At 38.4% G+C, this 26,731-nt stretch carries 28 protein-coding genes; 21 read left to right on the top strand and 7 right to left on the bottom strand.

Features of this window, described 5'->3' with window-relative positions:
• Window positions 1–328: 328 nt before the first annotated feature.
• Window positions 329–814 (top strand): hypothetical protein, encoded by a 486-nt coding sequence (locus tag NON16_RS21970; RefSeq protein ID WP_257351539.1) that lies wholly within the window; start codon window positions 329–331, stop codon window positions 812–814.
• A 385-nt stretch (window positions 815–1,199) separates the two neighbouring features.
• Here the strand turns inward: NON16_RS21970 and NON16_RS21965 are convergent, their stop codons facing one another.
• Window positions 1,200–2,579 carry an amino acid permease gene (locus tag NON16_RS21965; protein ID WP_257351538.1) on the bottom strand — a complete coding sequence of 460 codons (1,380 nt, stop codon included), beginning with the start codon at window positions 2,577–2,579 and terminating at the stop codon, window positions 1,200–1,202.
• Window positions 2,580–2,711: 132 nt separating this feature from the next.
• The gene (locus NON16_RS21960; RefSeq protein ID WP_257351537.1) at window positions 2,712–2,942 is read right to left on the bottom strand and encodes a hypothetical protein; all 231 of its coding nucleotides are present in this window, start codon (window positions 2,940–2,942) and stop codon (window positions 2,712–2,714) included.
• A gap of 244 nt (window positions 2,943–3,186) precedes the next feature.
• Here NON16_RS21960 and NON16_RS21955 point away from each other — a divergent pair, with 244 nt between their 5' ends.
• The 5 genes from NON16_RS21955 (at window position 3,187) to NON16_RS21935 (ending at window position 6,927) form a co-directional block, all read left to right on the top strand.
• Window positions 3,187–3,609, top strand: a complete 423-nt coding sequence (locus NON16_RS21955) for a DUF1801 domain-containing protein (RefSeq protein WP_257351543.1) — start codon at window positions 3,187–3,189, stop codon at window positions 3,607–3,609.
• Between the two features lie 162 nt (window positions 3,610–3,771).
• Window positions 3,772–4,311, top strand: coding sequence for a GNAT family N-acetyltransferase (locus NON16_RS21950; protein ID WP_257351536.1), 540 nt, complete (start codon window positions 3,772–3,774; stop codon window positions 4,309–4,311).
• A 79-nt stretch (window positions 4,312–4,390) separates the two neighbouring features.
• Window positions 4,391–4,891: a GNAT family N-acetyltransferase gene (locus tag NON16_RS21945; protein ID WP_257351535.1), complete on the top strand. Its 501-nt coding sequence runs from the start codon at window positions 4,391–4,393 to the stop codon at window positions 4,889–4,891.
• A 71-nt stretch (window positions 4,892–4,962) separates the two neighbouring features.
• The gene (locus NON16_RS21940; RefSeq protein ID WP_257351534.1) at window positions 4,963–5,886 is read left to right on the top strand and encodes an aminoglycoside phosphotransferase family protein; all 924 of its coding nucleotides are present in this window, start codon (window positions 4,963–4,965) and stop codon (window positions 5,884–5,886) included.
• A gap of 216 nt (window positions 5,887–6,102) precedes the next feature.
• The gene (locus tag NON16_RS21935; protein WP_257351533.1) at window positions 6,103–6,927 is read left to right on the top strand and encodes an alpha/beta hydrolase; all 825 of its coding nucleotides are present in this window, start codon (window positions 6,103–6,105) and stop codon (window positions 6,925–6,927) included.
• 168 nt (window positions 6,928–7,095) lie between these two features.
• Here the strand turns inward: NON16_RS21935 and NON16_RS21930 are convergent, their stop codons facing one another.
• Window positions 7,096–8,016, bottom strand: coding sequence for a PhzF family phenazine biosynthesis protein (locus NON16_RS21930; RefSeq protein ID WP_257351532.1), 921 nt, complete (start codon window positions 8,014–8,016; stop codon window positions 7,096–7,098).
• 117 nt (window positions 8,017–8,133) lie between these two features.
• Here NON16_RS21930 and NON16_RS21925 point away from each other — a divergent pair, with 117 nt between their 5' ends.
• The 4 genes from NON16_RS21925 (at window position 8,134) to NON16_RS21910 (ending at window position 12,267) form a co-directional block, all read left to right on the top strand.
• Window positions 8,134–9,015: a LysR family transcriptional regulator gene (locus NON16_RS21925; protein WP_257351531.1), complete on the top strand. Its 882-nt coding sequence runs from the start codon at window positions 8,134–8,136 to the stop codon at window positions 9,013–9,015.
• Between the two features lie 135 nt (window positions 9,016–9,150).
• Window positions 9,151–10,755: an FAD-dependent monooxygenase gene (locus NON16_RS21920; protein WP_257351530.1), complete on the top strand. Its 1,605-nt coding sequence runs from the start codon at window positions 9,151–9,153 to the stop codon at window positions 10,753–10,755.
• Window positions 10,756–10,820: 65 nt separating this feature from the next.
• The gene (locus NON16_RS21915) at window positions 10,821–11,435 is read left to right on the top strand and encodes a TetR/AcrR family transcriptional regulator (RefSeq protein ID WP_257351529.1); all 615 of its coding nucleotides are present in this window, start codon (window positions 10,821–10,823) and stop codon (window positions 11,433–11,435) included.
• Window positions 11,436–11,832: 397 nt separating this feature from the next.
• A complete protein-coding gene (locus tag NON16_RS21910; protein WP_257351528.1) occupies window positions 11,833–12,267 on the top strand; it encodes a hypothetical protein in 435 nt (144 codons plus the stop codon).
• 248 nt (window positions 12,268–12,515) lie between these two features.
• On the opposite strand, the gene NON16_RS21905 is transcribed toward NON16_RS21910, so the two are convergent.
• Complete coding sequence (locus tag NON16_RS21905; RefSeq protein WP_372508862.1) at window positions 12,516–14,222, bottom strand: Xaa-Pro dipeptidyl-peptidase; 1,707 nt, start codon at window positions 14,220–14,222, stop codon at window positions 12,516–12,518.
• Window positions 14,223–14,633: 411 nt separating this feature from the next.
• Between NON16_RS21905 and NON16_RS21900 the strand changes: the two genes are divergently transcribed.
• From NON16_RS21900 to NON16_RS21860, 9 genes are all read left to right on the top strand, one after another.
• A complete protein-coding gene (locus NON16_RS21900) occupies window positions 14,634–15,104 on the top strand; it encodes a hypothetical protein (RefSeq protein WP_257351526.1) in 471 nt (156 codons plus the stop codon).
• A gap of 255 nt (window positions 15,105–15,359) precedes the next feature.
• Window positions 15,360–15,986: a hypothetical protein gene (locus tag NON16_RS21895; protein WP_257351525.1), complete on the top strand. Its 627-nt coding sequence runs from the start codon at window positions 15,360–15,362 to the stop codon at window positions 15,984–15,986.
• A gap of 2 nt (window positions 15,987–15,988) precedes the next feature.
• Window positions 15,989–17,848 (top strand): DUF6792 domain-containing protein, encoded by a 1,860-nt coding sequence (locus tag NON16_RS21890; RefSeq protein WP_257351524.1) that lies wholly within the window; start codon window positions 15,989–15,991, stop codon window positions 17,846–17,848.
• Between the two features lie 13 nt (window positions 17,849–17,861).
• Window positions 17,862–18,194 (top strand): hypothetical protein, encoded by a 333-nt coding sequence (locus NON16_RS21885; RefSeq protein WP_257351523.1) that lies wholly within the window; start codon window positions 17,862–17,864, stop codon window positions 18,192–18,194.
• A 541-nt stretch (window positions 18,195–18,735) separates the two neighbouring features.
• Window positions 18,736–20,469, top strand: a complete 1,734-nt coding sequence (locus tag NON16_RS21880; protein WP_257351522.1) for a M14 family metallopeptidase — start codon at window positions 18,736–18,738, stop codon at window positions 20,467–20,469.
• A 185-nt stretch (window positions 20,470–20,654) separates the two neighbouring features.
• Window positions 20,655–20,846, top strand: a complete 192-nt coding sequence (locus NON16_RS21875; RefSeq protein WP_308216647.1) for a MarR family transcriptional regulator — start codon at window positions 20,655–20,657, stop codon at window positions 20,844–20,846.
• A gap of 82 nt (window positions 20,847–20,928) precedes the next feature.
• A complete protein-coding gene (locus tag NON16_RS21870; protein ID WP_257351521.1) occupies window positions 20,929–21,540 on the top strand; it encodes a GNAT family N-acetyltransferase in 612 nt (203 codons plus the stop codon).
• An 11-nt stretch (window positions 21,541–21,551) separates the two neighbouring features.
• On the top strand, window positions 21,552–21,827 hold the full coding sequence (locus NON16_RS21865; protein WP_308216646.1) for an AzlC family ABC transporter permease: 276 nt from the start codon (window positions 21,552–21,554) through the stop codon (window positions 21,825–21,827).
• Complete coding sequence (locus NON16_RS21860; protein ID WP_257351520.1) at window positions 21,767–21,928, top strand: hypothetical protein; 162 nt, start codon at window positions 21,767–21,769, stop codon at window positions 21,926–21,928. The genes NON16_RS21865 and NON16_RS21860 overlap by 61 nt, the downstream gene beginning before the upstream one ends.
• A gap of 295 nt (window positions 21,929–22,223) precedes the next feature.
• Here the strand turns inward: NON16_RS21860 and NON16_RS21855 are convergent, their stop codons facing one another.
• The 3 genes from NON16_RS21855 to NON16_RS21845 all read right to left on the bottom strand — a co-directional run bounded on the left by NON16_RS21855 (window position 22,224) and on the right by NON16_RS21845 (window position 24,794).
• Window positions 22,224–23,039 carry a YihY/virulence factor BrkB family protein gene (locus NON16_RS21855; protein ID WP_257351519.1) on the bottom strand — a complete coding sequence of 272 codons (816 nt, stop codon included), beginning with the start codon at window positions 23,037–23,039 and terminating at the stop codon, window positions 22,224–22,226.
• 325 nt (window positions 23,040–23,364) lie between these two features.
• Window positions 23,365–23,775, bottom strand: a complete 411-nt coding sequence (locus tag NON16_RS21850) for a VOC family protein (protein WP_257351518.1) — start codon at window positions 23,773–23,775, stop codon at window positions 23,365–23,367.
• Between the two features lie 116 nt (window positions 23,776–23,891).
• Complete coding sequence (locus NON16_RS21845; RefSeq protein WP_257351517.1) at window positions 23,892–24,794, bottom strand: LysR family transcriptional regulator; 903 nt, start codon at window positions 24,792–24,794, stop codon at window positions 23,892–23,894.
• Window positions 24,795–25,114: 320 nt separating this feature from the next.
• Between NON16_RS21845 and NON16_RS21840 the strand changes: the two genes are divergently transcribed.
• Both NON16_RS21840 and NON16_RS21835 read left to right on the top strand, forming a co-directional pair.
• Entirely contained in the window at window positions 25,115–25,591 is a 477-nt protein-coding gene (locus tag NON16_RS21840; protein WP_257351516.1) for a DinB family protein, read from the top strand.
• Window positions 25,592–25,602: 11 nt separating this feature from the next.
• Window positions 25,603–26,424, top strand: coding sequence for an alpha/beta fold hydrolase (locus NON16_RS21835; RefSeq protein WP_257351515.1), 822 nt, complete (start codon window positions 25,603–25,605; stop codon window positions 26,422–26,424).
• Window positions 26,425–26,731: the final 307 nt, after the last annotated feature.

The following is a 26,731-nucleotide window of genomic DNA, read 5'->3' as shown; positions in this document are numbered from 1 at the left end:
AAATCATTTGATTGGGATAAGTTCAATCTATTTCTTAGAAAATATCCATTGTCGAAGCTACGAGTAAAAGTGAACATATACGATCTTAGAAGCGAATTAAGCTATATTCTGTAAATGATGATGGAGAAGAGCCGTGTGCGGGAGTACCGCTCGCACGGTTCTGTGAGGGGGGCGGAGCACAATCCATAATGGAAAGGCTCCCTCCTACTCGACAAAATACTTTCTATAGTATAAGCGCAACTTAGGCTCAGCCGGCGCCAAAGGCTTGACTTTGCCAAGTTTTCTTTAGTTAAATGGAGATAATACTCTCAAACGTGGAGGTGTCTCTTTGAAAAAACATTATGTGTATATCCTTTTAGTCGGTTTATTTCTGTTCAATGTAACCGACGTTGAGGCAAAACAACCATCAGAAGCCATTGTTATTGAATGTACCAAATTCAATTCGGCAGTCTTATTAGACATTAAACGAAGCTTTCCAGAACTCAACGTGTTGGATGATGAAAAAGAAAAGGTATTGGATTATACTCTGAGAGATTTGCAAAAAGCTAAGATAGCTGTAGGAAAGAACGATCGACATATCAACTCATTGTTACGATATTTCGAAGGGGGGAGTATTGGTGAAAGAAGGTTGTTTATACTCGGTGGGCAACCAAGTGAAAAGTATGAAAGCAATATAGCCGGTTACCTCTTGTATAAAGAAATAGATGGTACGAACGTTTTCGTTAAATTAAGGTTAACAAAGGACAAATGGGTAAGAGAATACAAAAAGGAAAAAAAGGGGCGTGTTCTCTCCTATCAAGATTATTGTAAATAATATCGTTGATAACAAAGACCCCGGAAAGAAGACCGAGGTCTATTTGATGAGTAAAGAAAGTATTAAAGTTTGCGGCATGGATGTAATGCCCAGCTTCAGCANAACAAAGACCCCGGAAAGAAGACCGAGGTCTATTTGATGAGTAAAGAAAGTATTAAAGTTTGCGGCATGGATGTAATGCCCAGCTTCAGCACCCAACCACTTGGATCACTTCAGGCCTCCTGCGGCGGCAACACACTGAAGTACTTCATGTATATTCCCACGCAGGGCCGAACTCGTTTGGGCCGAGCCTCCTCGTCGGTCTTCCAGTGACCTTCGTGGCTAAGCAGGGCGCTTGCGCTTTTCTTATTTTTCAATAGGACCGATGATGTTTATCTGTTAACACTTAATTTTCCGCCATCTCTCCCGGAGTGGCTTGTTCTGCCTTTGATTTTCGCATCTTATAAATCGCAATCAGCAAAATAAACCAAGCAGGTGTTATAAACAAGGCAACACGTGTATCTTCCGCAAGTGCAAGTACGACAAGAACGAATGCTAGGAAAGCGAGAATCAAGTAATTGGAAAATGGATAAAGCGGCATTTTAAATTTGTTCACTTTCGCTAGATCTGGTCTTGTTTTGCGGTATTTCAAATGGCTGATGACCGTAATTCCCCAAATAAAGATGAAACATACGGTAGAAATACTTGTAATCAGGGTAAATACTCCTTCTGGCATTACATAATTCAAAACAACTGTAATGAGAATGACGACAGTTGAAAAGAACAATGCATTGGAAGGCACTTTACGGGAAGTAAGTTTTGTAAATGGTACAGGTGCATTTTTTTCTTTTGCAAGTGAGTATACCATCCTGCTTGTACTAAAGATGGCGCTGTTACATGCTGAAGCTGCGGATGTTAGGACGACAAAATTGACGATACCGGCTGCTGCAGCGATACCAACCGCGACAAAGACTTGAACGAATGGGCTTTCCATTGGGTTGACAGCGCTCCACGGATAAATACTCATAATGACAACAAGTGCGCCAATGTAGAAAATTATAATCCGAATTGGGATATTATTGATTGCTTTTGGGATAACTCTTTCAGGGTCTTCCGTTTCACCTGCCGTAAGTCCTACAAGTTCAATGCCAACAAACGCAAACACGACCATCTGGAATGAGAGGATAAAACCATTTATTCCATTTGGGAACATCCCGCCGTGGTTCCATAGATTCGTGAAACTGGATGCGCCTGCATCAGTAGAGAAGCCTTTAATAATCATGAAAATACCGATAACAATCAGTGCTAGAATCGCGATGACTTTAATTAATGCGAACCAGAATTCCATTTCGCCAAAAAGCTTTACGGTTGCAAGGTTCATAAAAAGTAAAATAACAAGTGCAATCAATCCCGGCATCCACTGTGGTACATTAGGAAGCCAATACTGCGTATAGAGACCAACGGCTGTTAAGTCTGCCATTGCGATTGAGATCCAGCAAAACCAGTAGGTCCAGCCGGTGATAAATGCTGACATATCACCTAAATAGTCTTGTACAAAGTCGACAAAAGAATTATAATTCAAATTCGTTAAGAGTAACTCTCCAAGCGCGCGCATGATTAGAAAACAAATGACGCCTGTAATCATGTAAGCGAATAGAATCGATGGTCCTGCTAAATGAATAGATTTTCCTGCTCCAAGAAATAAACCTGTTCCGATTGCTCCACCAATAGCGATGAGTTGTACGTGTCTGTTTTTCAGACCTCTAGACAATTTTTGTTCCTGCATTTGATTTCCCACTTTCTGCTCTTCTAAGCTGTCTACAATGAAAAAATTAAATCAGATTGCCAATTCATATCCCAATAATAGTTTAACAAATTATGAGTTGATACGACAGCAAACGCTTACAAATTTAAAGACTCAATAGTTAAAAAAACTCCTCTCATGCATATTAAAAAGAAATATTACCATCAAGACTAAGCGTTTCAAGGGACTGTTCAACATGAATAACCATCCCCCGTCTGTAGAAATATTCGAACCATCTACTGAAAGGGTGTCTATTTTCCAGCCCTTATCTTTTAAAAATTTTTGAAGCAGAGTCACCTGCCAAACCGCGCAGTTATCAAATACAATGAATGCAAATTTCTTCATCGTCATCATCCTAAACTCAAGATATACCCATTTTACAAGGATATAAATGGAAAAAGCAGACTGATTTTAAAAAGAAATTAATGATATAATTAAAGTATGATAGGTACATAATTTTCTAGAATAGTAGACACGGAAATCCGAGAAGTAGTCATTTTGGAAGATATATTAGTCTAGGTTACTGCCTGTACAGTTGGAAAAGTTGATAACCAAGCAAGAAAGAAGATAAGGAGGAGGGATTAGTATGGTGTACGAACTAAAAACGAAAGAAAATGACAACAGTGTCATCGAGTTTATTGGAGGTGTGGAAAGCCCTAAAAAGCGTGAGGATGCATACAAATTGTTGGACATTTTTACAGAAACGACGGGCTTTAAAGCAAAGATGTGGGGTACTAGTATCATCGGATTCGGTTCCTATCATTATAAATATGAGTCGGGTCACGAGGGCGATGCACCGTTAGTAGGATTTTCACCGCGAAAAGCAAAAATCAGTTTGTACTTTGCAACAGGTGATACAAAAAGCGAGGAATTATTAAAGGAATTTGGAAAACACACGGCAGGAAAAGCATGTGTGTACATCAATAAAGTTGCAGATATTGATGAAGATGTATTAAAGGCATTGATCAACCAGTCCGTAATGTTTTTGAAAGAAACCTACCCGAACCAATAATGTTTGTTTTGTATTAATGATAAATTCAAAAGAATTACATGGACGTTTCATCGGAGGCGTCTTATTTGTAATGGACAAAAAAGTGATGGGGGAGGATTTGCAGGTTTTACAAGGATATTAAAGAATTAATAGAGAAATAATACATGTTTAGGAGAGGTATTCATGCTATTTCAAAAAGAGAAGTTAAAAGTCCGGCATTTAAAGGTCGAGGATCAACATGTCTTGACAAAATGGCTTTCTGACCCTTTCGTTCTGAAGTACTATGAGGGAAGAGATAATCCTTTCGATTTAGAAAAGGTAAACAAGGAATTTTTTAATCCTGATAATGATAGTTTTGGTTGTATTGTTGAATTTGAAGGAAAAGAAATTGGTTATATCCAATATTATCAATTAGATGAAGAAACGAGAAAAAGATACGGATACCTTGATAAGACAGAAAACATTTATGGAACTGACCAATTCATAGGTGAAATCGATTATTGGAATAGAGGAATCGGTAGTTTACTTGTCAAATCCATGTTGGAATATTTAGTTGAAGAAAAACAAGCGGATGTTGTCGTGATGGACCCGCAAATTTGGAATGTAAGAGCCATTCGCTGCTATGAAAAGTGTGGGTTTAAAAGAGTTAAAGTACTACCTAAACACGAGCTTCATGAAGGTGAGTATCGAGATTGTTTGTTAATTGAATTTAAAAAAAGGTAAAAACGAAGAAGAACAAACGCAATTAAACTATGATAATTAGAACTAAGATGGGGATCTAGTAGAAAAAGGTGGTGAGCAAATGGTTATTACGGTACAGATTGATGTGTTGTTAGCAGAAGACTGGACTCAAGTTCGAGAAATCTACCTTGAGGGAATATCAACCGGTCATGCAACCTTTCAAAAGGAAGCGCCTTCTTGGGAAAACTGGAATGAAGGACATTTTTCTGAATGTAGAATAGTTGCACGGTTAGGAGATAAAGTATTGGGATGGGCTGCACTTAGTCCAGTTTCCAGTCGGTGTGTATATGCTGGTGTTGCAGAGGTAAGTGTATATGTTCGTCAACGTACCCACGGTAAAGGAATAGGCAGTAAACTACTAAAATCATTAATTGAAAAAAGTGAGCAAAATGGAATTTGGACATTACAGGCAGGAATTTTTCCGGAAAATAAGTCAAGTCTTCAACTTCATAATAAATTCGGGTTCCGGGAAGTAGGCCGTAGGGAGCGTCTCGGCCAAATGAATGGTATATGGCGTGATGTTATTTTAGTAGAAAGAAGAAGTAACGTTGCTGGAATATGAATAACCTTGATTGCTGAAGTGGCTAACAAGTACATAATCTTTAACACATTTTTAAAAGAGGAGCACAGCTCATGAAGCTGCAAAAGCAATTTGTTCAGTCGGTTCGTTTATATTTTCAAGAACAAGGGGAAGCTTGGTTAGAAAAATTGCCAGAGCTAATCGAGTATTGTGAACAAAAATGGTCGATGAAGCTGAAGGAGCCTTATTCCCTTTCTGTCAATTATGTTGCCCCTGCTGTAATGGAAGACTCAACAGAAGTGGTTGTAAAGATCTGTATTCCTGGGGAAGAATTTCTTGATGAACTAGAAGCTTTACAATTATTTGGGGAGAAAGGGAGCGTCCAATTGATTGATTCGGATCATAAGAATAGAATCATCATTTTAGAAAAACTTTCACCTGGGTGTACGTTGGCAGAACTAACAGACGACGAAGAAGCGTGTTGGATTGCAGCTAAAGTAATCAAAAATCTATCAATAAAAGCACCGGTCCAAACTAGAATCCCTACGATAAAAACAAGGGAAGAAAGCCTACGGAAGATTGTAAAAGAATACCCAAATGGAATTGGCCATATTTCTCTTCAAACACTGCAAAAGGCTTTGAAAATCTTTACCTATTTGAACGAAACAGCAGATAAAAGCTTTCTCCTACACGGGGATTTTCATCATTATAACGTGCTTGCTTCTGGAGACATGACATGGACGGCAATTGACCCTAAAGGATTGATCGGTGAAATTGAGTATGATTTGATTCAGTACATGTTAAATAAACTGCCGAATCAAAGAGCGTATGAAGTAATCGAAAAGAGAGTAGAAATCTTCACCGAAGAACTGAATCTCAATAAAGAGCGACTCCTACTCTGGGGTTATTGTCATACTGTGTTGGCAACCTCATGGTCAGTAGATGATAAGGATGGATCATACTCTGAAAGCTTCTATCAAGGCATTGAAATCTTTAAAAAGTTGTACGAAGCAAATTTCGGTGGTTTGTATTATTAATTTGAATGTTTCTTTGTAAATATCACCTATATATACAGGGATTATAGTGGGGAACTAACTTCTGATAACGTTGAAAATAATGAAGACGGGAGTCAATTAACCCAACAATTAAAAGAAGAACTTGAAGATCAATATAAGATTCACTTTTCTCTGTCAAATATGGCGAGAAATAAAATATAATTAGAGTAGTAAATAGCTAGTATTTGCGAGGAGGGAATGGAAATAAGAAAAGAAGCTATTATTCATTCGTACGATGGTGTGGAGCTATACTATCAACAAGATGTTCCTTCTGATCCTAAGGCAATCGTTGTCATTGTTCATGGACTAGGCGAGCATTCTGGAAGATATGATTATGTCGTTAAAGCACTGAATTCCTATGGATATGGTGTATTTAGATTTGATAACAGAGGACACGGGAAATCCGGTGGCGCTAGAGGATATTTGGATGATTATTTTAAATTTGTGGATGATGCGAATTTCATTGTTGATAATGCAAAAGAACAATTCCCAGACGTTCCTATATTTATGTTGGGTCATAGTATGGGAGGGTTCATCACTGCATCATACGGTGTCAAGTATCCTAAAAAGCTGAATGGCCAAATCTTATCGGGTCCATGTATTATCGAATTGCCGATTTTCGAAGACTTGAAAACGGTTGATGTAGAAAAAAATCCATTATCACCTATCGAAAATGGATTATCTCATCTTGTTTGTAGAAGCCAAAAAGTTGTTGATGATTATAACAACGACCCATTCAATTTGAAGGTATTTACCCTCAAATTGTTAACAACAGTGTTTCACGATGGAATTCAATGGCTAACCAGTAATGTTACAAACTACCATTATCCTTGCTTGATTTTGCATGGCGAAGATGATCAGATTGTACCTAAGAATGGATCTGAATATCTTTACCATAACTCTCCTTCAAATGATAAAATGTTAAAAGTTTACCCTGACTTATATCATGAAATATTAAACGAAGAGATTGAAAAGAAAGAAATAATGGAAGAAATTAATTCTTGGATCAAAAAAAGGATTTAGTGATAAGCATGGGTTCTTCACATCCGTGTATGAAAACATCTTTTTAAATTTCGTTTTCTTATTCATCAATGAACTTATTAAATGATTCCGTATGACCTAAAGAAACAATCTCTCTCAATTCATTATAAAGGAGTGACTCAAAATTCAAAGTCACCCCAACACTTCTCTCTAAAAAAGATTCAATTGCCCAGAACCGATGATGACGGAGTTTCCGCCGATTTTAACCTTTTTAAATCCATTTCCATCCTTTCTTATGGAAATATCAATATAACTCGGTCTTCCCAGTTCCAATCCTTGTTCACTTTTAATTAAGTACGAATCATTATCATTAGGAGATACGACTCCATTTTCAACTAAATATGCTCCAAGAGGACCACTTGCCGCCCCGGTGGCAGGGTCTTCCGAGATCCCCATTGCCGGTGCGAACATTCTGCTATGAACGGTAGATTCTTGGTGTTCCGTTTCGGTTGTAAAGGTGAAAATATGCTTTGTATTCGGATTACCGCTAAAATACTTTTCCCATATATCAGCCCGAAAGTGAATGTTCTGAATTGCTGAAAGGGAACGGATCGGGATGTATAAAAATGGTACACCCGATGAAACCGTTTGGATAGGTAAGCTCGTATCTAACTCATTGATGGATAGTGAAAGCAATTCCGTCACAGCTTCTATATTTGAAAATTGATCTCCAAACAGAGGGGTCGGCTGCTGCATTTCTACCTTTGTTATTTCCGAATTTTCCTTATGGACCGTTACAGGAACATCACCGACACCTTCTTCAAAAATCCATTCATTTTCGCCTTCTTTCGTTTCGACTATACCTTGGTCCGCTAAAAGATAAGCCGCACCTATCGTTGGATGTCCAGCCATCGGCAATTCAACATGTGGGGTGAATATTCGAAGTCTTTTTTCATGATTCGAATCATCTGCGGGATAGATAAATACGCTCTCCGATAAGTTTAATTCTCTCGCTATCTTTTGCATTGTTTCAGTCGGGAGTACTTTATTTGGTTGGAAAACAGCTAACTGGTTTCCTCCAAATGGGGTCTTGGTGAAAACGTCTAATAACGAATAATTCAATGTGTTCATGGATATCCTCTCCTTCAATTTTCTTTCTTGCATTCATCATATGTCACCCTTTACTATTAATCAAATGAATGTTTATAATGATTTAAATGAATATAATTAATGATAGGAGACAATAGGATGACACTACTTCAATACGAAGTCTTTAAAACGATTGTTGATACAGGAAGCTTCACGAAAGCTGGGGATGCACTTGGTCTCACCCAATCTGCTGTGAGTCACGCCATTAGAGGGTTAGAGACAGAACTTAACCTGACTCTTTTGAATCGGGGGCGTACCGGTGTGACACTCACTTCTGAAGGTGAGAGAATCATCGATTATGTACGGGAAATTCTAAATTTAACAGAAAGGATGAAGCAGGAAGCGGGAAAACTTAACGGCTTGGAAGTTGGCACGCTCTCCATCGGTACGTTCCCTAGTGCCTCAGCAAATTTATTACCCGGTATCATTGAAAAATTTCAGTCTGAGTTCCCTGCGATAAACATAAAATTTCATGAAGGAGGATACGACGAGATTAAAAAAATGATTTTGTCCGGAAAAATTGAGATCGGTTTTTTGCCTTCATCAGATGCCGAAAACGTTGATTTTATCCCGTTATTTGATGATCATCTCCGTGTAATCTTACCCGAAAATCATCGGCTGAAAAATAAAAAGAAGCTCAGCATCCACGAAATCGCATCCGAGCCTTTCATTATGCCAAAAGCAGGGTGTGATGAATTGATAAAAGGTCTGTTCAAGAAAAACAAGGTTCAACCAAATATCTATTGTGAAATTGCTGACAATCAAACCATCATCGCGATGGTACAAAAGAACCTAGGCATTAGTATTGTCCCTGAAATGGTAATTAGAGGCGGTCACAATGAACATACAATCGCACAGTTAAAAGAAGAGTGCTATCGGACGGTAGGTCTGGCTTTGGCGTCGCGTCAGCAGGCATCACCGGCAGTTCGAGCATTCATTGAACTGACAACAACTTTAGCGAATGATCTCTTTACAAAATAACCCGGGGTTGAAGAAATTTGTCGAAAACTTATGTGGAACTTTTTATTGAAAAAAGAATATAGATAAATTATAATCAAACTGAACAGTACAGTTTGATAAAAGCGATACTTAAAAAATGAAAAGGGGTTTTGAAAAATGAAAACTTTTGAAACGGATGTTTTAATCGTCGGTGCAGGACCTACAGGTTTGACGTTAGCGAATGAGTTAGCAAGACACGGGATCAAGTTTAAGATAATTGATGCCTCCAGTACAACATCAAAAACGACGAAAGCTCTCGGTGTAATGTCAAGGACACTTGAACTATTTGAAAAAACGGGAATCACTGATGAATTGGTTACAAAAGGTCTTCCAACCCCAACATTCAATGTCGTTCAACAAGATCGTCAACTTATAAAACTTGATTTTGATAAACATTGTGAAAGTCCTTTTCCAATGGTATTAATGGTTCCCCAGAACATTACAGAGGAAGTCCTTTATGAAAACTTAAAAAACCAAGGATACGATGTAGAGTGGGAAACGAGTTTACTTGATTTTAAAGAAATTGAAGAAGGGTGCCAGGCAACGGTTCGAAAAGATAGGGACAAAGATGAAACCATTACGGCAAAATATATCGTCGGTTGTGACGGAGCCCACAGCGCTGTTCGCCATCAATTAGGATTCGAATTCGAAGGAACAACCATTGATCAAACGTTCGCTCTCGCCGATATTAAATTGGATTGGAAATTACCGTATAATCAGAGCTATGCTTTTGTGAACAAAGGTCAATTTATCGCCTTTTTCCCAATGAAAGATGGCCGCCACCGGATTCTAATGACATCAAAAGAAGATTCCAAACAACAAGAGGTGACCATGGAGGAAATTCAGTCAGTCATTAACAAGGTTGGTCCGTCACCTGCGACCATTAGCGATCCGTCATGGACGTCAAGATTCCATGTCAACCAGAGGAAAGTGAAGGAAGCTCGAAAAGGCCGGATTTTCCTTGCAGGAGATGCAGCACATATTCACTCCCCAGTTGGTGCTCAAGGGATGAATACAGGCATACAGGATGCATTCAATCTATCGTGGAAGCTTGCACTTGTCGTTCAAAATCATTCACCAGAGGATCTGTTAAACAGCTATGCAGAAGAGAGGGTGCCTGTATGGAGCGAATTATTGGCAGGAACGGAACGTGTAACGCGGATGCTCTTGAATGAAAATCAATTGTTCAATCATTTTAGAAAAAGAGTAGCCCCTATCATTACGTCGAAAAAACCTGTAAGGCAACGATTAATCGGATCCCTTTCTGAAATCGGTATCCATTATCGCCACAGCCCTCTTATTGACAATGACGGCAAACCTTCGACAACATGGAAAAGCCTTTTGAAAGGAAATGAATCGATCCAAGCAGGGGACCGTGCGCCTGACGTTACGTTCAGCAATGACGACCGGCTATTTAACCATTTGAAAACAACTAAGCATGTCCTTCTTATCTTCACGAACTACCCTCAACCGATTCAACATACTATTACTGCTCTTGATTCCCTTCCCATTGAGGTTTATCAAGTGGGAACAACGGAAGCTCATGAACGCTTTTTAGCTGATAAGGAAAATGTAATCTCTCAAGCTTATAATCTTCAAACCAAGAACGGTTTTATTTTGATCAGACCGGATGGATATATTGGTTATCGCAGTGAAAACCTACAGGAAAAAGAACTCCTCGATGTATTGAACCATTATTTCTTAGGTGAAAAAGTCGTGTAGATAATGTACATCATCTAGGATACAATAAGACTGTACAGTTCAGTTTGAAAAAGGAGTTTTATTTAATGAATTCTAGATCAAGGAAAAAGAAAGAACAGATTCATGATGCTGCGAAACAGTTGTTTTTACACAACGGCTTTTCAGGAACAAGCATGGATATGGTAAGAGACAAGGCCGGGGTATCGAAGCAAACACTATACGTCTATTATTCCAGTAAAGAAGAATTATTGACCGATGTAATCAATCAATTGATCTCAGTTATATCACAGGAAGAATTCTCTTTAATCATGAATCAGTTGTCACTATCCAACCACGAGGAAGTGGAGAATTCGTTAAGGTTGGTCGGGCAACGAATTCTTGATCATCTTATGCAGGAAGAATATATAGGGTTGGCTAGAGTGATCATCTCAGAAATATCTCGTTTTCCACATTTAGGTCAACTTTTTCAGGAAGCCGTGCCAAAACAGGTATTAAGCAGCATAGCGAACCTTTTGGAAAAAGCAAATCAAATGGGCAGTATTTCAGTAGAAGATACAGCGGTTGCTGCAAGAGGATTTGTAGGGCCGTTGGTAACGTATGTGTTAATTGACGGTTTACTTGTTGGGGATGGACCTATTCGGAAACCAGATGAAGAAGAAATCACTAAGCTAGTTCGTTTTTATATGAAGGCACTAGAATGAGTCATCAGGATTGTTTCAACAATTTATACTATGAGGCTGTATCAAGATCTTTTGATACCGGAAACAGGGATGCTGAATAAGGCTCTAATAATCGGCGCGGGAATTAGTGGACTTTGTTTTATGTAGCGAAATTTCCGCCCATTTACTGGGTCATGCGTTTAAAACCAAAAGTTCATTCGAAAACATATCGTCGTAGCTTTTGTCTCAGGTGATCGTTCAGTAACATTCTTCTGAAATTGTCTAAAATGTCTTGAACTGAGCCTCTAGGAGATGGTAATGCCATCCGCTAATAGATAACTTCATCATAGAATTTAAATCCTTCCATCAATTTTTGGATGAATGCACCGGGAAAAGAAATACTGAATAGGCTATATATATGAAGAAAGGAGGTCAACGGATGTCTTCTCACAATCCTTATAAACCGAGTTGGCAATATTCTGGTCATGACCAAGGCAGAAGCAATCAACGCGGTGGATCCCAAGGTCAAGGCAGGGAACAAGCGCAGGGGTCAAGCGTAGGAACACAAGCCCAAGGGGGTATGCCAGGCATCGGTAAGTTCCAGGGAGATCCGTCCCCTTTTCGAGATCCTAACTTTCATGGATACAATAGTACTCAAGCCTATTCAAATTCGTATTATCCGAATAGTTCGTACGATGTCCCATCAACAGATATGCAGTATATGATCCAAATGATGATCAGTCTCGGGCATCAATTGGATCAACTTTCCCACTTGATCGCACAGAACAATCAATTGTTACAATCTATGCACGACCAAGAAGATACCAAGTGCATCCAGGGCAGTGGTGGCGGCGCGATCATTGTACGGATGTGAAACAAAACAGATTTCTTTTTGCTATTGTATAAGAAAAGCGCAAGCGCCCTGGTTAGCCCCGAAGGTCACTGGAAGGCCAACGAGGAGGCTGTCGCCGCCGCAGGAGGACTGAAGTGATCAAGGGGTTGGGCGCTGGAGCTAGACATTGCATCTATGCATCCGAATTTTATACTTTCTTAACGTCCAATAAAGACACCTGGATATAATGTCCAGGTGTCTTGTAAATGGCGTTAATAGTGTTAGCTAGGTTACCAATCAAGTGCCTTTTTCCCACCAACAATCGGTAATGTAATTTTACTACGTGTAGGTGTTAGTGTGATCTCCGTTCCTGCTTCAGGACGCAATGTATAGAAATAGTCACTTGCTATAAAAACTACTCCGATACGATGCCCTTTCTTAAATACATAATCGTCTGGTTGCATATTCCAGCTAAATGTATACTCCCGATTAGGTGTAAGCGCCTTTGACCGTTTTGATGACTTAAGATTTTGTGGATCCATCCAGCCCCGAGTAACGATTTCTGGCGTTTCCCCACCATAATCGACTAGAAGAGCCGTTAAGTTAGCAACTCTCCGATCAATATTTGCACGAATGCTGACTTCCGGTGTACCGCTGATTCGGGTTGCTTCAGTCAGTTCCGGTGTAAGGTAAGCTAATCGATTTGGGTTATCAGAATTGGGTTCTGTCACAAGACTGCTTGCTTTCTTTTGGGGAGCGTCAACCAATGTTTGAGTAAAGTGCGGTTTATTGCGTCCATGGCGGGTACTAAGTGTTCCATCGAGACCTTGGTGATTACCATCTATAAAGAGTTTGGTTGGGTCTGATTTGTTATTTGGCCAATTTTCTTCCTGATCCCAAGTATGGTCTTCGCGTTCAATGTCGATCTTCGGTTCATCCATAATTCCATTTTCTATCCCGTACAACCAGTGATCGAACCATCTATTTTCTGTTTGCTTCCAATTGTTTGCGCTTGTTCCGCCGTGTCCGCCCTGATGCAGCCACATTTTACGAGGTACATTATTCTTCTCTAGAGCTTCCCACCATTGGGCAAAATGTTCTGTTTTCACGTTCCAATCGTTAAGTCCATGGACGATCAATACACTTGCTTCAATATTCTTTGCATCATTTACATAGTTCCGTTCATCCCAAAAATTGTTGTAGTCTCCGGTTGCTCGATCTTGGTTCTGTGTCAGTTCATCAATTACAGTTCCGCACACTTCAGGATTGTCTCTAGTCGTGACTGCCTTAGCCAAAACATCTGTATCCTCACCTTGATAGCCGCCCGGAGCAACGACAGCCCCATTCGCTCGATAATAGTCATACCAGCTGCTGATCGCCGAAATTGGAACAATCGTTTTCAGTCCTTCAACCCCTGTCGTAGCAGCTGCGTTTGGAAGGGTACCATTATATGAAACGCCAATCATTCCGACGTTTCCGGTTGTCCAGCCAGCATTCACTTCTTGCCCGTCTTCAGTAAACGCCTTCGCTCGGCCGTTTAACCAATCGATTACTGCTATTGTGGCGAGTGTTTCCTGCTCATCCCCTGTTGTAGCGCAGCCTTCGGATTTTCCAGTGCCAATGCTCTCTCCTAAAATAACTGCATAACCACGAGGAATATAATAGTTTGCGAAGCGACCGAAGTTAGGTCCTGCACCATTCGTAACAGCAAATGGCTCCCCACCTCGATTATTACCTGGGTGTTCGACAGGTGTAAGAGGAACATTAACATCATGAAAATCTATGGGATTTAACCCGGAGCGATAGGGGCTCATTTCATAAATGACAGGAACTTTTACCCCAGGTTCAGTCTTTGGTCGCATAACCTTGATTGAAATCCAATCATACTCCCCATCACGATCACTATCTACAGTCGTTTCGACATATAAATTTTCCACGATTGTTTCATCAAGTGGGTAGATCGGCTGAGTCATCCCGTTTTCCACTTTAATGTTCATTGAATCAGTAGTTGTTTCCGCATTAGCAACAGAAACAGTCGTGATATTCATCCCAACTGATAAAGATAAGAACATCACGAAACAAATCGTCACGTTTAATACTTTTCTGCTCATAAAAAACTCCTCTCATCAGTAAATGATTCAAAAAATAGGTATCTGCTAAACTTCTTTACTATTTATAAAAAACCTTTTAAAAAAGGGATAAATAGGGATAAGGTAGGATGATTAAAGACTAATATTGGGTTAATATTTAGCTTTTTATGGAACTAACTGGTGGATAATGGTAGGATAATACATGGTTATTTACGACCTACCCAGTCGTTTGGAAAAGGTAACAATAAAACAGGAAAGCAGTGAGTAATTAATTATTTCTTAATAACCTATTTATATAAAGCTAAAGGGAGCTAAAGAATGTTATTAAAGATTGGAAGAATCGTTGGAGTAACTGGAGGTATAATTGGAGTGATTTTAATTCCCATGATTACCCACGGATATTTATTTGCACAAACTTTTGCAATGATAGGAGATGCGTTTAGTCGGTTGGGAAATTTATTTTTAGGAGTTCCAGAGCAGGAAAAAATGTCGGAATCAAATATAAAGCAGCAATTAATACTATTATTAGCTGCATTTTTGTTTTCCGTCCTTGGAATTGTGGGGTCAATTATTGCTAAAAACAGACCAAAGCTTGGGAGTACCTTTATATATTTGGCTGCCATAGGTGGGTTTGTATGTACATTGGAAAACTATTTTTTGGTTCCTGGGATATTATTATTAATGGCTGGGACTATGATTCTTGTTGATTTAGCGGATCCTGAAAGTAAAAAAAGAACTGAAACGAACACGAAAGTTGATGTCACTGATCAAAAAGACAAGAAAGTTTAATAGGAAAATTTCTTATAGTGAATGTTTAGACCTTACCAATGATGAGGCGGAACTTTTAGTCGCAAACCTATTTACTATTACAGTAACATTCAGATTTTCCAAAAGCATATCGATGTATGGATTAATATGGTAACTAGTGATAAACTGATACATAACAATCAATGAGTTATCGCGAAAGGAGTCCCTATCTTGAGAAAAAGCACTTATTTCTTTTCTATAATAATCGTAATACTTTTGGTTGCAGGAGGGTGTCAAATGAATAAACAAGGTGGAGAAAATAGCAAAGATCCTGAAGAATTATCCGCCGAAGAGTTACCAAAGGTGGATGCATTTCAAGATGAATTCACTCGGAAGTTTATGGATTCAACGGAAGAAGTAAAAGAAGGGTATTACAAATTTCGATCTGGTACAAATGGATATACTATGCTGTTTCCTGAGGATGGAAAACTAAGTGAAAAATCTTATTCGATTGAAGAAAAACGATTTGAGAATATTGATTTTGGAGCGGGAATGGGTCAAAATATATCCTATTTTGTTATAGCCAAATATTATCAATCTGGTACATCAAAAGAAAATACATTAAGTCTCATTCGTGGAATGCAAGATTATGAAGGGGATTTTAAGGAGGTACGTTTATCAAATAAAACGATATATTTTGCATCATCAATGACCGAATTCGAAGACGAGAAGGATACATTTTATAATTATTTTAGTTTTATTAAATCAAATGAGAGTGAGCAGGGGATTGTTTATAACTTTAGTATTGGATGTTCGGATGTTGAAAAACCATGCGATATTGATTTGAAGAAGTCAGAAGAAACAGCGAAAATGATGATGAAGTCTGTTAAATTCACTAAGGGTGATGAAAAAGAAGGTGAATAGTCATGGGGAATGAAGAAATCTTAAAGACTGAGGAACTTAGGCTTCGGATTACTAATCTAGGTTATAAAGATATTGATGAAACAGAATTTAAAAAAGAACTCCGAAGAATTTATTTTGAAGAGACTGGTAAAGAAATTCCTGTCGATATCAATATCATTCGTTCCGATGACATAATTAAGGCAGATTCCGGTTACGATGGTACGGCTATTCACTTTCAAAATGAAAATGGAATAAATCAAGTATATATAATTTCGGAGGGAAGTGCAGATGTTAAGGACTGGGGTTATAATCTGATCGGAATCTTTGCTGGTAAAGATGGTAGCCAATATGAAGATGCAAAAAAATTTTATGATTCAGCCATGAAAGAAATAAAAGGCAAAAGTGGTTCAAAAAAAGAAATTATATCAGTCGGGTTAGCCCATTCCCTTGCGCACAATAATAATACAAATTTAAGATTGGTTGATGGTAAATTTGATAAGTTATATAGTGTAAATGGTGCTCAAACCAATGTTTATCAGCTTGCTGAAATTGATGCGGTGTTTGCACGTAGATTATTAAGAAGGTTCAATATTTATCCAGGAGACCGAGATGCCATCTACGATATCGATCCTGAGAAGCTAAGGGAGTTTGCCATCCAGTATTACAATGATAAAGGTGTTACAGATAACATTCACCAATTGATCTCAAAAGATGATCCGTTATACGGAGTAAGTGGAACTCGTGGTTTTTTTCATGTAGGCCATCTGGAATTCTTTGATACAAATCCAGAATTCGAAGGTATTCGTGTGCTAGTAGATGATTTGCCAGATGAAGAGATTCAGAAAGTCCAAGAGTTCGTTTTACAATTTTCGGATGATTATAAGGATGGTGGGTTCAAAGCTGTTGCTACCTCTATGACAGGTCTTGACGTGGATTTGATGATGGACCTTAAGGAAGACCCACTTTCTTATTTTAGTCGTGGTAATGAGTTAACCGAGATGCTAAATGATGCTGAGGAAAAAATCCCACATGTTCTCGATAAAATCCACTATGTGATCAAACACTCAGATGTCCTCTTAGGTGCTTTAGTTCAAGGTGGCTATATGGCAGAGGAAGAAAAGGAAATTGTTGTTCGGGAACTTACCGGGGTAGAGAAAGATTTGCAAGAAATCTATGAAGTAATTGAAGGAATGGATAGTGTTCGTGATACCCAGGCTTCAGGTTTATACTTCTCTCCCAGATCAATCCTTGGCACAGATATTGGTAGTCTCCTTAACTTATGGGGTATTTACCAAGAAATGCTGGTTAAGTTTGAAAGTATCGTTGAAAACACAGAAGGATCACTCGAGTTAATAGGACATAGTCATAGTATTGCAGAAATGTTGAATGCCATAGGAAGGGAAAAAGGAAAAGGCTACAGTCATGGCGATCTGCTCCTCTTTTCCAAAGGTACTAGCGGTACAACAATTAAGGTCAATATTTCATCAGCAGTTCGAATCTATCAATCAGGACTTGCGAACATCGAAGAACAAGAAAATGCGTTAAGACAATATAAAGAGGCTTTTGATTCAGAAATCAACGAATGCTTTTCAAGAAACCAAAGAGCTGTAATCGGGGAGATCAATAATATGGAAGCTAACCCTACCTCTTATACATATGTTTTACGCAAGCATGTCTACTTCCCAAGAAATAGTAAAAAGTTAGAGGGTATAAACGCCCACGAATCATTTTCACCATTACAAACCAATGCTGTTGAGGATATTCCCCATTCTATAAAGGGGCAAATTGAAGGATCACGAAAATTCATTCAAAGAGTCCGAACGAGTATTGAGGAAATATTTAAAGAGGATGAGAGGGTCTCTGCATTATTTGATTTGAAATAGGAGGTTAACCAAAGTGGATGAAGTCCATCAACTTACAACAAACCACCGTATTCTTGAAACGAATAATCTTTCTTATAAGGCGAAAAACATTAATAAACATCTAGATGATTTGATCGATTTAAATACAAGATTAGAAAAATTAATTAAAGAAGAAACGAGTTCTGATCAAGGTAAAACAATTAATGCTATCCATGACACGATTACTGAGAATGGTGGTAAACATAAAGAAGAATTAGGAGCAATGAAGGGTGATATTGAGAACTATGTGAAGACCTTTGAAACGCAAATCGAACAAATGAATAAACAAAGTATCACCTTATATTACACCAATCACCCTTCTGCATGATAAAAAATTTCCTTATTAATAATAATTCGAATAAGAAAGTAAATCAAAAAGCCATCTGCTGATTAGTAGATGGTTTTTTTGCACGTTAAGAAAGTATAAAAATACTTTCTATAGTATAAGCGCAACTAAGGCTCAGCCGGCGCCAAAGGCTTGGCTTTACCAAGTTTTCTTTATATGTCATATACCAATCATAATCATTTGTCCTTCATAGCTACATCAGCTAATTACTACTTTCTCCATATATTTATTCTAATTATGAACCTATTAAGTGTTAAAATTCTTCAAAAGTCCTGTTTACTAATATACATCTTTCGACGCAAGGGATCATCTTTCGCGAAATAGAAGCTAGTAAGACAAGCTTGTTAGTGAATATAGAACATGAGAGGTGATTTAATACTACATGGTTTCTAAATTAATCTAGGTAGTAGACCGATTGGGTACTAGTTGAAATGGACTGTAGAAAACGCATCTTAGCAACACATTTAAACCTATTTGGTAAATGTAGAAGAGTCAATCAAACTATTAAATGGAGGTAATAAGGATGAATAGGAAAGTTTTAACAATTATAACTCTGATGATTATGCTGTCGACTGTATTGTTCGGTACAGGGCAGGTAAGTGTGGCTTCAGCTGATAAGCAGAATGAAGCTGTTTCTCCAGCCTCTGCACATGTAAACGCTGCTCCACCAGTAGCGGGTCAAATGAATCCGAATTTTACACCTTACTTTGGAAAGAGCTATGAACAACCTGAACAAGTGAAGGAATTGTATCCAGAGCCTGATATCGATTTTGATACACCGGGTTTTAAAGCTGGTAAGTGGAATTTTACGTCACAAGAAGAAATGATGGCATTTTTGGAAGAACTCGATCGTACGAGTGACGTAATGAAGATGAAAACTGCAGGTCATTCCCTTGAAGGTCGAGAGTTACCTTTGCTCATTTTTTCTACAAGTAGTGATAAAAATACCGATGATTTTAAACGTAAAACAACGATTATGTTAGAAGGACAGATTCATGGGAACGAACCAGCAGGTGGTGAATCCATGCTCGTGATGGCACAAAAACTTGCCAAAGGTGATCTTGGGGAAAATGTTCTTGAAGATATTAATGTCCTTATCGTCCCACGAATTAACCTTGATGGTTCTTACTATTTTCAACGCCAGACCGCCAATCGGTTAGATGCGAACCGTGACCACGTTAAGCTTGAACTTCCAGAAGTACGTACGCTTCACAAGATATTTAACCAATTCAAACCAGAAGTAGTTATCAGTGCTCATGAGTATGGTACTGTCCCCGGTAAATTTCCAGACGTGGGTGAACAGGGTGCATTGCCTTACCATGATATTCTTTTGGCCCCAGGTTATAATTTGAATATACCGAAGACAATTCGTAACAAGTCAACGAACTGGTTTGTCGAACCCGCACATAAGGATATAGAGGAAAAAGGCTTTTCTTCTGCTCCATATTACATTGTTGATCGATCACAGGAGAAAACCACAATTGCTGAAGGCGGATTAGAGGCACGTTTAGATACTAATGCATACGGACTTCAACCAAGTTTCACGATTCTGGTCGAGAGCCGGGGAATAGGAATCGGCCGGGAAAACTTCGAGCGTCGGGTTACTGCGATGGTAGCCGCGCACACAAGTTTGGTGAAGACAACAGCCAAACGTGCGACAGAAATAAGAGCAGTCGTTAAAGCTGCAAAAGCCAAGATATCACGACAGGGTGGGAAAATCGGGAACAACGACAAAATCGTGTTAGATAGCCAACGTAAAGAGCTACCGGGTGAACAACAGCTGAAAGTAGTCGACATTGCGAAAGGGTCGATCGAGAAGATACCAGTTAACTATTACAGTTCAAAAGAAGCAGAGCCGACATTAGAACGGGTACGTCCAACCGCTTATATTATGCCCCCAGCTTATCATGAAATTGCACAAAAGCTGGAGACGCAAGGTGTAATCGTTAAAAAGCTCGAAAAGGCGAAAGAGTTGACTGTCGAACACTATAAAGTCACTGACAAAGAGGTGGATGAACAATACTATCAGGGGCACCTGTTAAACCACGTCAAAACCAAAATAGAAGAGCAAAAATACTTGTTCCCTAAAGGGAGTTATGTATTCAGCTCAGCACAACCAGCTGCAAACCTAATTGCCTTAGCACTCGAACCAGAATCATCGGAAAGTTACGTCACCTTCAACTATTTACCTGTAAATGTAGGTGATATTGTCCCTGTCTACCGATACATGGAAGAAGAAAAACTCGTAAAAGAATAAAGGGAATAATTGTTGAACATACCAAACAAAATCCTCAGAATTCATTGAGAGTTCCGGGGATTTTTGTTTTTTTTTTGCATAATATGATTCTTTCTCAAACCTCTCACATTGGTGTATCCCTCCCTTGTTTATCTAAAAAACACGAAAATTCAACAGGTATTATGCAAATTTATTAGGTAAAATCGATCAGGAAAATCTATAATCAACCATTTCCACTAACGGAGGCACAGGTCATAACTGAAATCAATTTCAGGAATGGTTGCACAGCGACGGAAGTTAGAGAAACTCTTGGAATTGATCGGGGATATATGAGCCGAATTGTTCAAGGCTTTGAGGACGAGAATGTGATTTCAAAAAAGCGTTCATCAGACGATTAGCGTCAATATTTACTCTATCCTACAGACTACGGTAAAGATTTTAAATGATTTGGTTAAAAACTCCAATCATGAAGTGGGTAAAATGATTGAAAACATGGCAAAACGGGATCAATCCAAACTCATAACCTCAATGGAAACGATTGAATCCATTTTTTCAAAGAAACATGCTTCTCAACCAGAAGTGTCCATAAGACCATTTCTACCAGGAGATGTCGGTTATGTAGCACACCTCCATGGAAGGCTTTACGACAAAACCTATAAATTTGGTAAAATGTTTAAATACTACGTTATGAAAGGTTTAACTGAATTCATGATCAACTCAGATGGAGGAGATCTATGGATAGCAGAAGTGAACGGTGGAATTGTCGGTTCGATTGCGATTACTCGATCGAATGAAACAGTAGCACAACTTAGATGGTTTGTATTAGATGAAGGTTACCAAGGATTGGGTATAGGTAAGAAGTTAATGGAGTCTGCAATCAACTTCTGTAAAAAACAAAATTATCAGCACATATTCTTATGGACGGTTAGTATTTTAGAAGCCGCCCGTAATCTTTACCAAAAGTACAACTTTACGTTAACTGAAGAAAAGCCGAATAAGGAATGGACTGGAACCAAATTAATGGAAGAACGATGGGACTTGGATCTTTCCAATGAAAAACCAACGCTCATGATTGGAGACGAGGGATTATAGATGCATTGCCCATGGGGATAAGCTTCATAGTATTTGGTAGCATTTTTGGAATGATGGCCATTCAAATAGGGTTATCTCCATTTGAAAGCTTATTAATGTCAATCTTTTCTTTTGCGGGTTCAGCACAATTATCCGTTCTTCCTATGATCGTGGAAAATTCAAGCGTCTATGCAATGGTTTTAACTACCTTACTGATAAATTTGTTCCAATTGGTATTTTTGCAGGTTTGGTTTTTCTTTCACTTTTTATCGGTGAGAGCGGGTTACAGTGGAAACCATTATATTTGATAGCCGCTTGGTTCTGTTTGTTGACTATGAAATTCACAAAAAACTTCTTTATAAGTTTCTTTATCGGGATGGGAATTGTCTTAATCGGAAATTGTTTTTAACTGGGTAGGAGGGGGAGCCCATCAAGTTAAACCTATGAATGGTGATTGTAGACAGCTACATACCTGTGTCAGGGTACGGTGACCACAGGCGAAAAGAATGATGGGAAAGAATTAAAAAACCTTGACTTTAATTACTTTCAACTGAAAAATCATACAGCTTTTCAGTAGCCTCTACATACATGTGATGGATTTTTTAGATTACAAATTGAAAAGATGGCAACGGCTAGTGCAAATAGTAAGCCGTAAAATAAATTTGTACTTATATGAAACCCTTTCTGTCTCGTAGTCAAATGAATTACTCTTGATCTGATTGAGCAGGATGAACAATGGTGTTCAACAGTCCTCCGATGATAATGATCATCGCGGAGAGATAAAACCAAAGCATTAATACGACAATACTTCCTAATTGACCATATACGGCAGAATAGTTGTTCTGGCTTACATAAGAGGCAAATCCTAAAGAAACTATCTGCCAACCTATCGTTGAAAAAATAGCTCCTGGTAATACGTTTACGATTCTAAGTTTAATATTAGGAGCAAAATAGTAAAGACCTATAAAAAAGGAAACGATGAACAAACTTCCAATACCCCACTGAATAAAAATCCACAGGTTTTGAAACCTTTCGATGGAGAAAACACCCCCTAAGTAATGCCTCATCACTCTTTCAAAAACAGGGACTACGACAGAAATCAGAATGGCAATCATAAAACCGATTGTAAGCAATAATCCTTCTATCACTTGTTTTAGAACGTTTTCTTTTCCTTGTATGGCATAGGCATCATTTAGAATTCTCTTGATGCATTGAAATCCCATAGAAGAAAGCCATAATGTAATAACTAAACTAAACGAAAGAAGATTCTTTTTTTGGTTAACCAACGTATAGGATAAAGTATTTTCAATTAAGTGATACGTCCCTTTAGGAGCAAAAGGCTTAACTAATTCCAACATATAATCTTCTTTCAAGGGTAAATAAGGAAGTAGGGAATAGATCACTAATAGAAAAGGGAAGATAGACATTAAAAAATAATAAGCCATTTGAGCAGATAGATCATAGACCCTCAATTTAAGAAAGCGGTCACCTAGCTGATAGAGTATGGAAGAGATCTTCATAATAAGGACTCCTCGTATTATATCTTATAAGAATTTACCCTTTAGTATCAATATTTACACCTAATTGATTTAAAATTTAATAAAAATTCTATGTAAAAAAATGTTTCATAAAAATGCTCGAACGGAATAATCTTAGCAGTCAAAAAGGAAATCAAAATAAGTGAAGCTAAATTTCTCACTTACAACACTGAGAAATTTAGCTTTATTTACTTCACAAAACGAACCTATTAGCTTAATAAAATAATAATGAGCAGTAGACGGAAAAAACTGTGCAATAAAAAACAAAAGAGTCGCCTATCATTTTGAGCAACTCTTTATCAGCAATTTAGTTTTGACTTTCAGTAAAAATTTGAAAGGTTATGCCGAATTTGTCCGTTACATCACCAAAAGCAGGGCTAAAAGACGTTTCTTCAAGCGGCATATTGACTTGGCCGTCTTGCCGCAATGCTTCAAAAATTTGTTTTGATTTTTCCACGTCGTTAGATGAAATACAAATTGTAACCTGTTTACCTTTTGGAATAGGCGAACCTGGAGTATCGGAAAGCATGATTTCTGTTCCTCCAACTTGTAACTTTGCGTGTGCCACAAGGTTCTTCAGATCATCAGGGGTAGAATCAGGCATTTCTCCGTATGTGACGATTGTGAGAACTTCGGCACCGAGTGCTTGTTCATAAAACTGAATAGCTTCCTTAGCGTTTCCATCCATAATTAAATAAGGGGTAAGTCTTATTGTCATAGGGTATTCCTCCTTGAGTTTTGATTAAGTACTTTACTAATTTTATCATCTTAATATTTTTTGATTTCTTTTCGATTGCTATTTTTGAGAAATTATTTGGAATGTTGGTCAGTAGGTTAAGAAGTTAACGTATTACTTTTTGCCATTTGAATGTAGTCTTGGATTGCCGTTATGAAAGTTCGTGCAGCAAATCCTAAGTATTTATCAGTTCGATAAATCAAACAAATTTCCTGACTTGGTGTTGGATTCGTAATTTTGATTGTTTGGATGTTTTCATTAGGAAGATTTTCAAGTAAGAGCCTAGGTAAAACACTCACCCCAATCCCTTTCTCTATCATAGTAATTAATGAAGATAAAGTTGTTGTTTCGATTTTGGGATTGATTCGAAACCCCAATTCTTGACAATGTTCATCTATTAATTTTCGGCACTGATGGTCAGGAGGGAACATAACTGTCTTCATTTCTTGTAAACTTTTAAGTGGAATGGTCATTTTATTTACAAGTGGAGTATTTTTCGCAACCGCTAAAGAAAACTCTTCATGAAAAAGCGGTATTCGTACAATTCTTTCATCTGGATTAGGAGATGTTGTGATACCAATATCAATATCTCCTTCAATAACCTGTTCTGCTACTTTAATTGTTTCGACTAATGATAAGGAAACATTCGGATAGGTACTGTGAAAATCTAGGAGTAAAGAATTAAACATAAGATCAGCATCCCCGGGTAAAATCCCGATTGTGAGGGAGCCCCCTTTTATTTGCTTCAGTTCTGATATGCTTTCCTGGGCTTGTTTCAAATGTGAGAAGATATGCGTGCTCTGCTCATATAATAGGTTACCCGCTTCTGTTATGGTGATCCGTTTGCCGATTCGATTAAAGAGAGGGACACCTAATTCACGCTCCAATAATTTGATTTGCTGGCTTAGGTTGGGCTGAGAAACCATGATTTTCTCAGCTGCTCTTGAAAAATGAAGCTCCTCGCAGATGACCATGAAATACTCCAACTGTCTCAGTTCCATGTGTATTCCCCTTTCAAATACGTGTTCAAAAGGATAAGAAAATGTCGAGTAACGAAAGATTCGATAGCTATTTTTACACGTTAAGAAAGTATAAAAATACTTTCTATAGTATAAGCGCAACTAAAGCTCAGCCGGCACCAAAGGCTTGGCTTTGCTAAGTTTTCTTTACCGGACTTTTTGAACAACCTCTTCAAATATTTCCATAATTATAACTTATCATAATAATAAGAAACACTGCATTGATAAACTCTTGAGGGCCAGATATACTTACGTTGTAGTTATTTGAATTTTTTTGAAAATAGAAATGGAGGGATTTTGTTATGTCAAATGCGTTAATTAGTACAGCTAAATCTGTTCGCCAGATGGTTATTCACCAGGTTCAATCTATTCCTGAGGAGTTGTTTGACGTTCAACCGGACCAGTTCAATAATACGGTTAGATGGAATATCGGACATATTGCCTTCACTCATGAGTATTTTCTGTCGCTGGGTTTAACGTTTGATTCCAACCTCTCGGAAAACTACGCACAATTATTTAAACCAGGAACCAAGCCATCTGATTGGGTTGAAATAGCGCCGACTAAAGAGGAACTTATCCAAAACTTGTCAAGGCAGCTTTCTGATATTTCCGATATACATCCGAGCACATTTGATAAACAAATAGATCCGCCGGTTGAAATGGGTCCGTTTAGATTCGAAACGTTTGCAGAGGTTTTCAACTTTGCTATCGTCCATGAAACGATGCACTTCGCCACGATTTCATCTCTATTAAAAGTATTACAATATCAAAAAGTGTAGGGAGGTATGTTATGCCATTCCTTGAAACGAAGGATGACACCCGTCTGTTCTATAAAGATTGGGGAACAGGTAAACCTATTATCTTTATTTGCAGCTGGGCCGTGAGCTCTAAGATGTGGGAATATCAGATGTACTCGTTGATTAGCGAAGGGCATCGTTGCATCTCGTATGACCGACGTGGACATGGTCTGTCGGACGATCCGGGACGTGGTTTTGACTACGATACGCTAGCCGATGATCTCAGTTCACTAATCGAGTACTTCGACCTTCGTGAAATCACCCTTGTAGCTCACTCGATGGGGTGCGGTGAGATTGTTCGTTTTCTAACTCGCCACGGCAGCGACCGTATTGACCAGGTCGTGTTTCTTGCCGGAAGCCTACCCTTCCCATTGAAGACTGCAGATAACCCGGATGGAATGGACATTAACCTCATTGAAACAACTCGTGGGGAGTGGAAAAAGGACTTTCCGCGATGGTTGGCAGAGAGTGAACCTTCCTTTTTCGGTGCAGGGTTGCCAAATTGTTCTGTTTCACCTCAGATTGGGGAATGGACGAGATGGGATATGCTCCAAACTTCGCTTAAAGCGGTACTCGACTGTTATAGCGCGATTATCGAGACTGACTTTCGAGACGAAATGCGTGAAATTACGGTGCCGGCACTGATCATTCACGGTGACAGTGACCAATCTATGCCTATCGAAATTTCTGGAAGAAAGTCTGCACAGCTCATACCAGATAATCAGTTTATCGTGTACGAAAACTGTCCACATGGTCTGTACATCACCCATGCTGAACGTCTTAAAGAGGACATTCTATCATTTATAATGAAATAAGATGATTTTAAAAGGACTGGTCTAACATCATTTCTTATCGATGTTTTGGGTCAGTCCCTTTAGCACGGTTTCACAAGTAATCTCTTGAATCATCCACCATACATCCAACCTTTGTTCCACGTTAATAAAGTATATAAATACTTTCTATAATCGAGCTATCTGACCAATTGTTACAGCACATTCGAAATAACTAAGGCGTGTAAAAGTGGTCAGAATAATAACCATACAAGCACATTCGAGTTGACAAATGTCATCTTTTTTTCGGCAAAAAAGAGGAACCCATATTGGTAATAGGTTCTGGTTTGAA

The sequence above is a fragment of the Pseudalkalibacillus decolorationis genome, from assembly GCF_024609785.1.
Taxonomy (GTDB): domain Bacteria; phylum Bacillota; class Bacilli; order Bacillales; family Fictibacillaceae; genus Pseudalkalibacillus; species Pseudalkalibacillus decolorationis.
This window is presented reverse-complemented; position numbering and strand designations above follow the sequence as displayed.

Bases quoted from the DNA above. Each gene is read 5' to 3' on its own strand.
- NON16_RS21965 (WP_257351538.1), bottom strand. From the start codon at position 2,579: ATGCAGGAACAAAAATTGTCTAGAGGTCTGAAAAACAGACACGTACAA.
- NON16_RS21960 (WP_257351537.1), bottom strand. From the start codon at position 2,942: ATGAAGAAATTTGCATTCATTGTATTTGATAACTGCGCGGTTTGGCAG.
- NON16_RS21950 (WP_257351536.1), top strand. From the start codon at position 3,772: ATGCTATTTCAAAAAGAGAAGTTAAAAGTCCGGCATTTAAAGGTCGAG.
- NON16_RS21945 (WP_257351535.1), top strand. From the start codon at position 4,391: ATGGTTATTACGGTACAGATTGATGTGTTGTTAGCAGAAGACTGGACT.
- NON16_RS21940 (WP_257351534.1), top strand. From the start codon at position 4,963: ATGAAGCTGCAAAAGCAATTTGTTCAGTCGGTTCGTTTATATTTTCAA.
- NON16_RS21935 (WP_257351533.1), top strand. From the start codon at position 6,103: ATGGAAATAAGAAAAGAAGCTATTATTCATTCGTACGATGGTGTGGAG.
- NON16_RS21930 (WP_257351532.1), bottom strand. From the start codon at position 8,016: ATGAACACATTGAATTATTCGTTATTAGACGTTTTCACCAAGACCCCA.
- NON16_RS21925 (WP_257351531.1), top strand. From the start codon at position 8,134: ATGACACTACTTCAATACGAAGTCTTTAAAACGATTGTTGATACAGGA.
- NON16_RS21920 (WP_257351530.1), top strand. From the start codon at position 9,151: ATGAAAACTTTTGAAACGGATGTTTTAATCGTCGGTGCAGGACCTACA.
- NON16_RS21915 (WP_257351529.1), top strand. From the start codon at position 10,821: ATGAATTCTAGATCAAGGAAAAAGAAAGAACAGATTCATGATGCTGCG.
- NON16_RS21910 (WP_257351528.1), top strand. From the start codon at position 11,833: ATGTCTTCTCACAATCCTTATAAACCGAGTTGGCAATATTCTGGTCAT.
- NON16_RS21905 (WP_372508862.1), bottom strand. From the start codon at position 14,222: ATGAACATTAAAGTGGAAAACGGGATGACTCAGCCGATCTACCCACTT.
- NON16_RS21900 (WP_257351526.1), top strand. From the start codon at position 14,634: ATGTTATTAAAGATTGGAAGAATCGTTGGAGTAACTGGAGGTATAATT.
- NON16_RS21895 (WP_257351525.1), top strand. From the start codon at position 15,360: ATGAATAAACAAGGTGGAGAAAATAGCAAAGATCCTGAAGAATTATCC.
- NON16_RS21890 (WP_257351524.1), top strand. From the start codon at position 15,989: ATGGGGAATGAAGAAATCTTAAAGACTGAGGAACTTAGGCTTCGGATT.
- NON16_RS21880 (WP_257351522.1), top strand. From the start codon at position 18,736: ATGAATAGGAAAGTTTTAACAATTATAACTCTGATGATTATGCTGTCG.
- NON16_RS21870 (WP_257351521.1), top strand. From the start codon at position 20,929: ATGATTGAAAACATGGCAAAACGGGATCAATCCAAACTCATAACCTCA.
- NON16_RS21865 (WP_308216646.1), top strand. From the start codon at position 21,552: ATGGGGATAAGCTTCATAGTATTTGGTAGCATTTTTGGAATGATGGCC.
- NON16_RS21855 (WP_257351519.1), bottom strand. From the start codon at position 23,039: ATGAAGATCTCTTCCATACTCTATCAGCTAGGTGACCGCTTTCTTAAA.
- NON16_RS21850 (WP_257351518.1), bottom strand. From the start codon at position 23,775: ATGACAATAAGACTTACCCCTTATTTAATTATGGATGGAAACGCTAAG.
- NON16_RS21845 (WP_257351517.1), bottom strand. From the start codon at position 24,794: ATGGAACTGAGACAGTTGGAGTATTTCATGGTCATCTGCGAGGAGCTT.
- NON16_RS21840 (WP_257351516.1), top strand. From the start codon at position 25,115: ATGTCAAATGCGTTAATTAGTACAGCTAAATCTGTTCGCCAGATGGTT.
- NON16_RS21835 (WP_257351515.1), top strand. From the start codon at position 25,603: ATGCCATTCCTTGAAACGAAGGATGACACCCGTCTGTTCTATAAAGAT.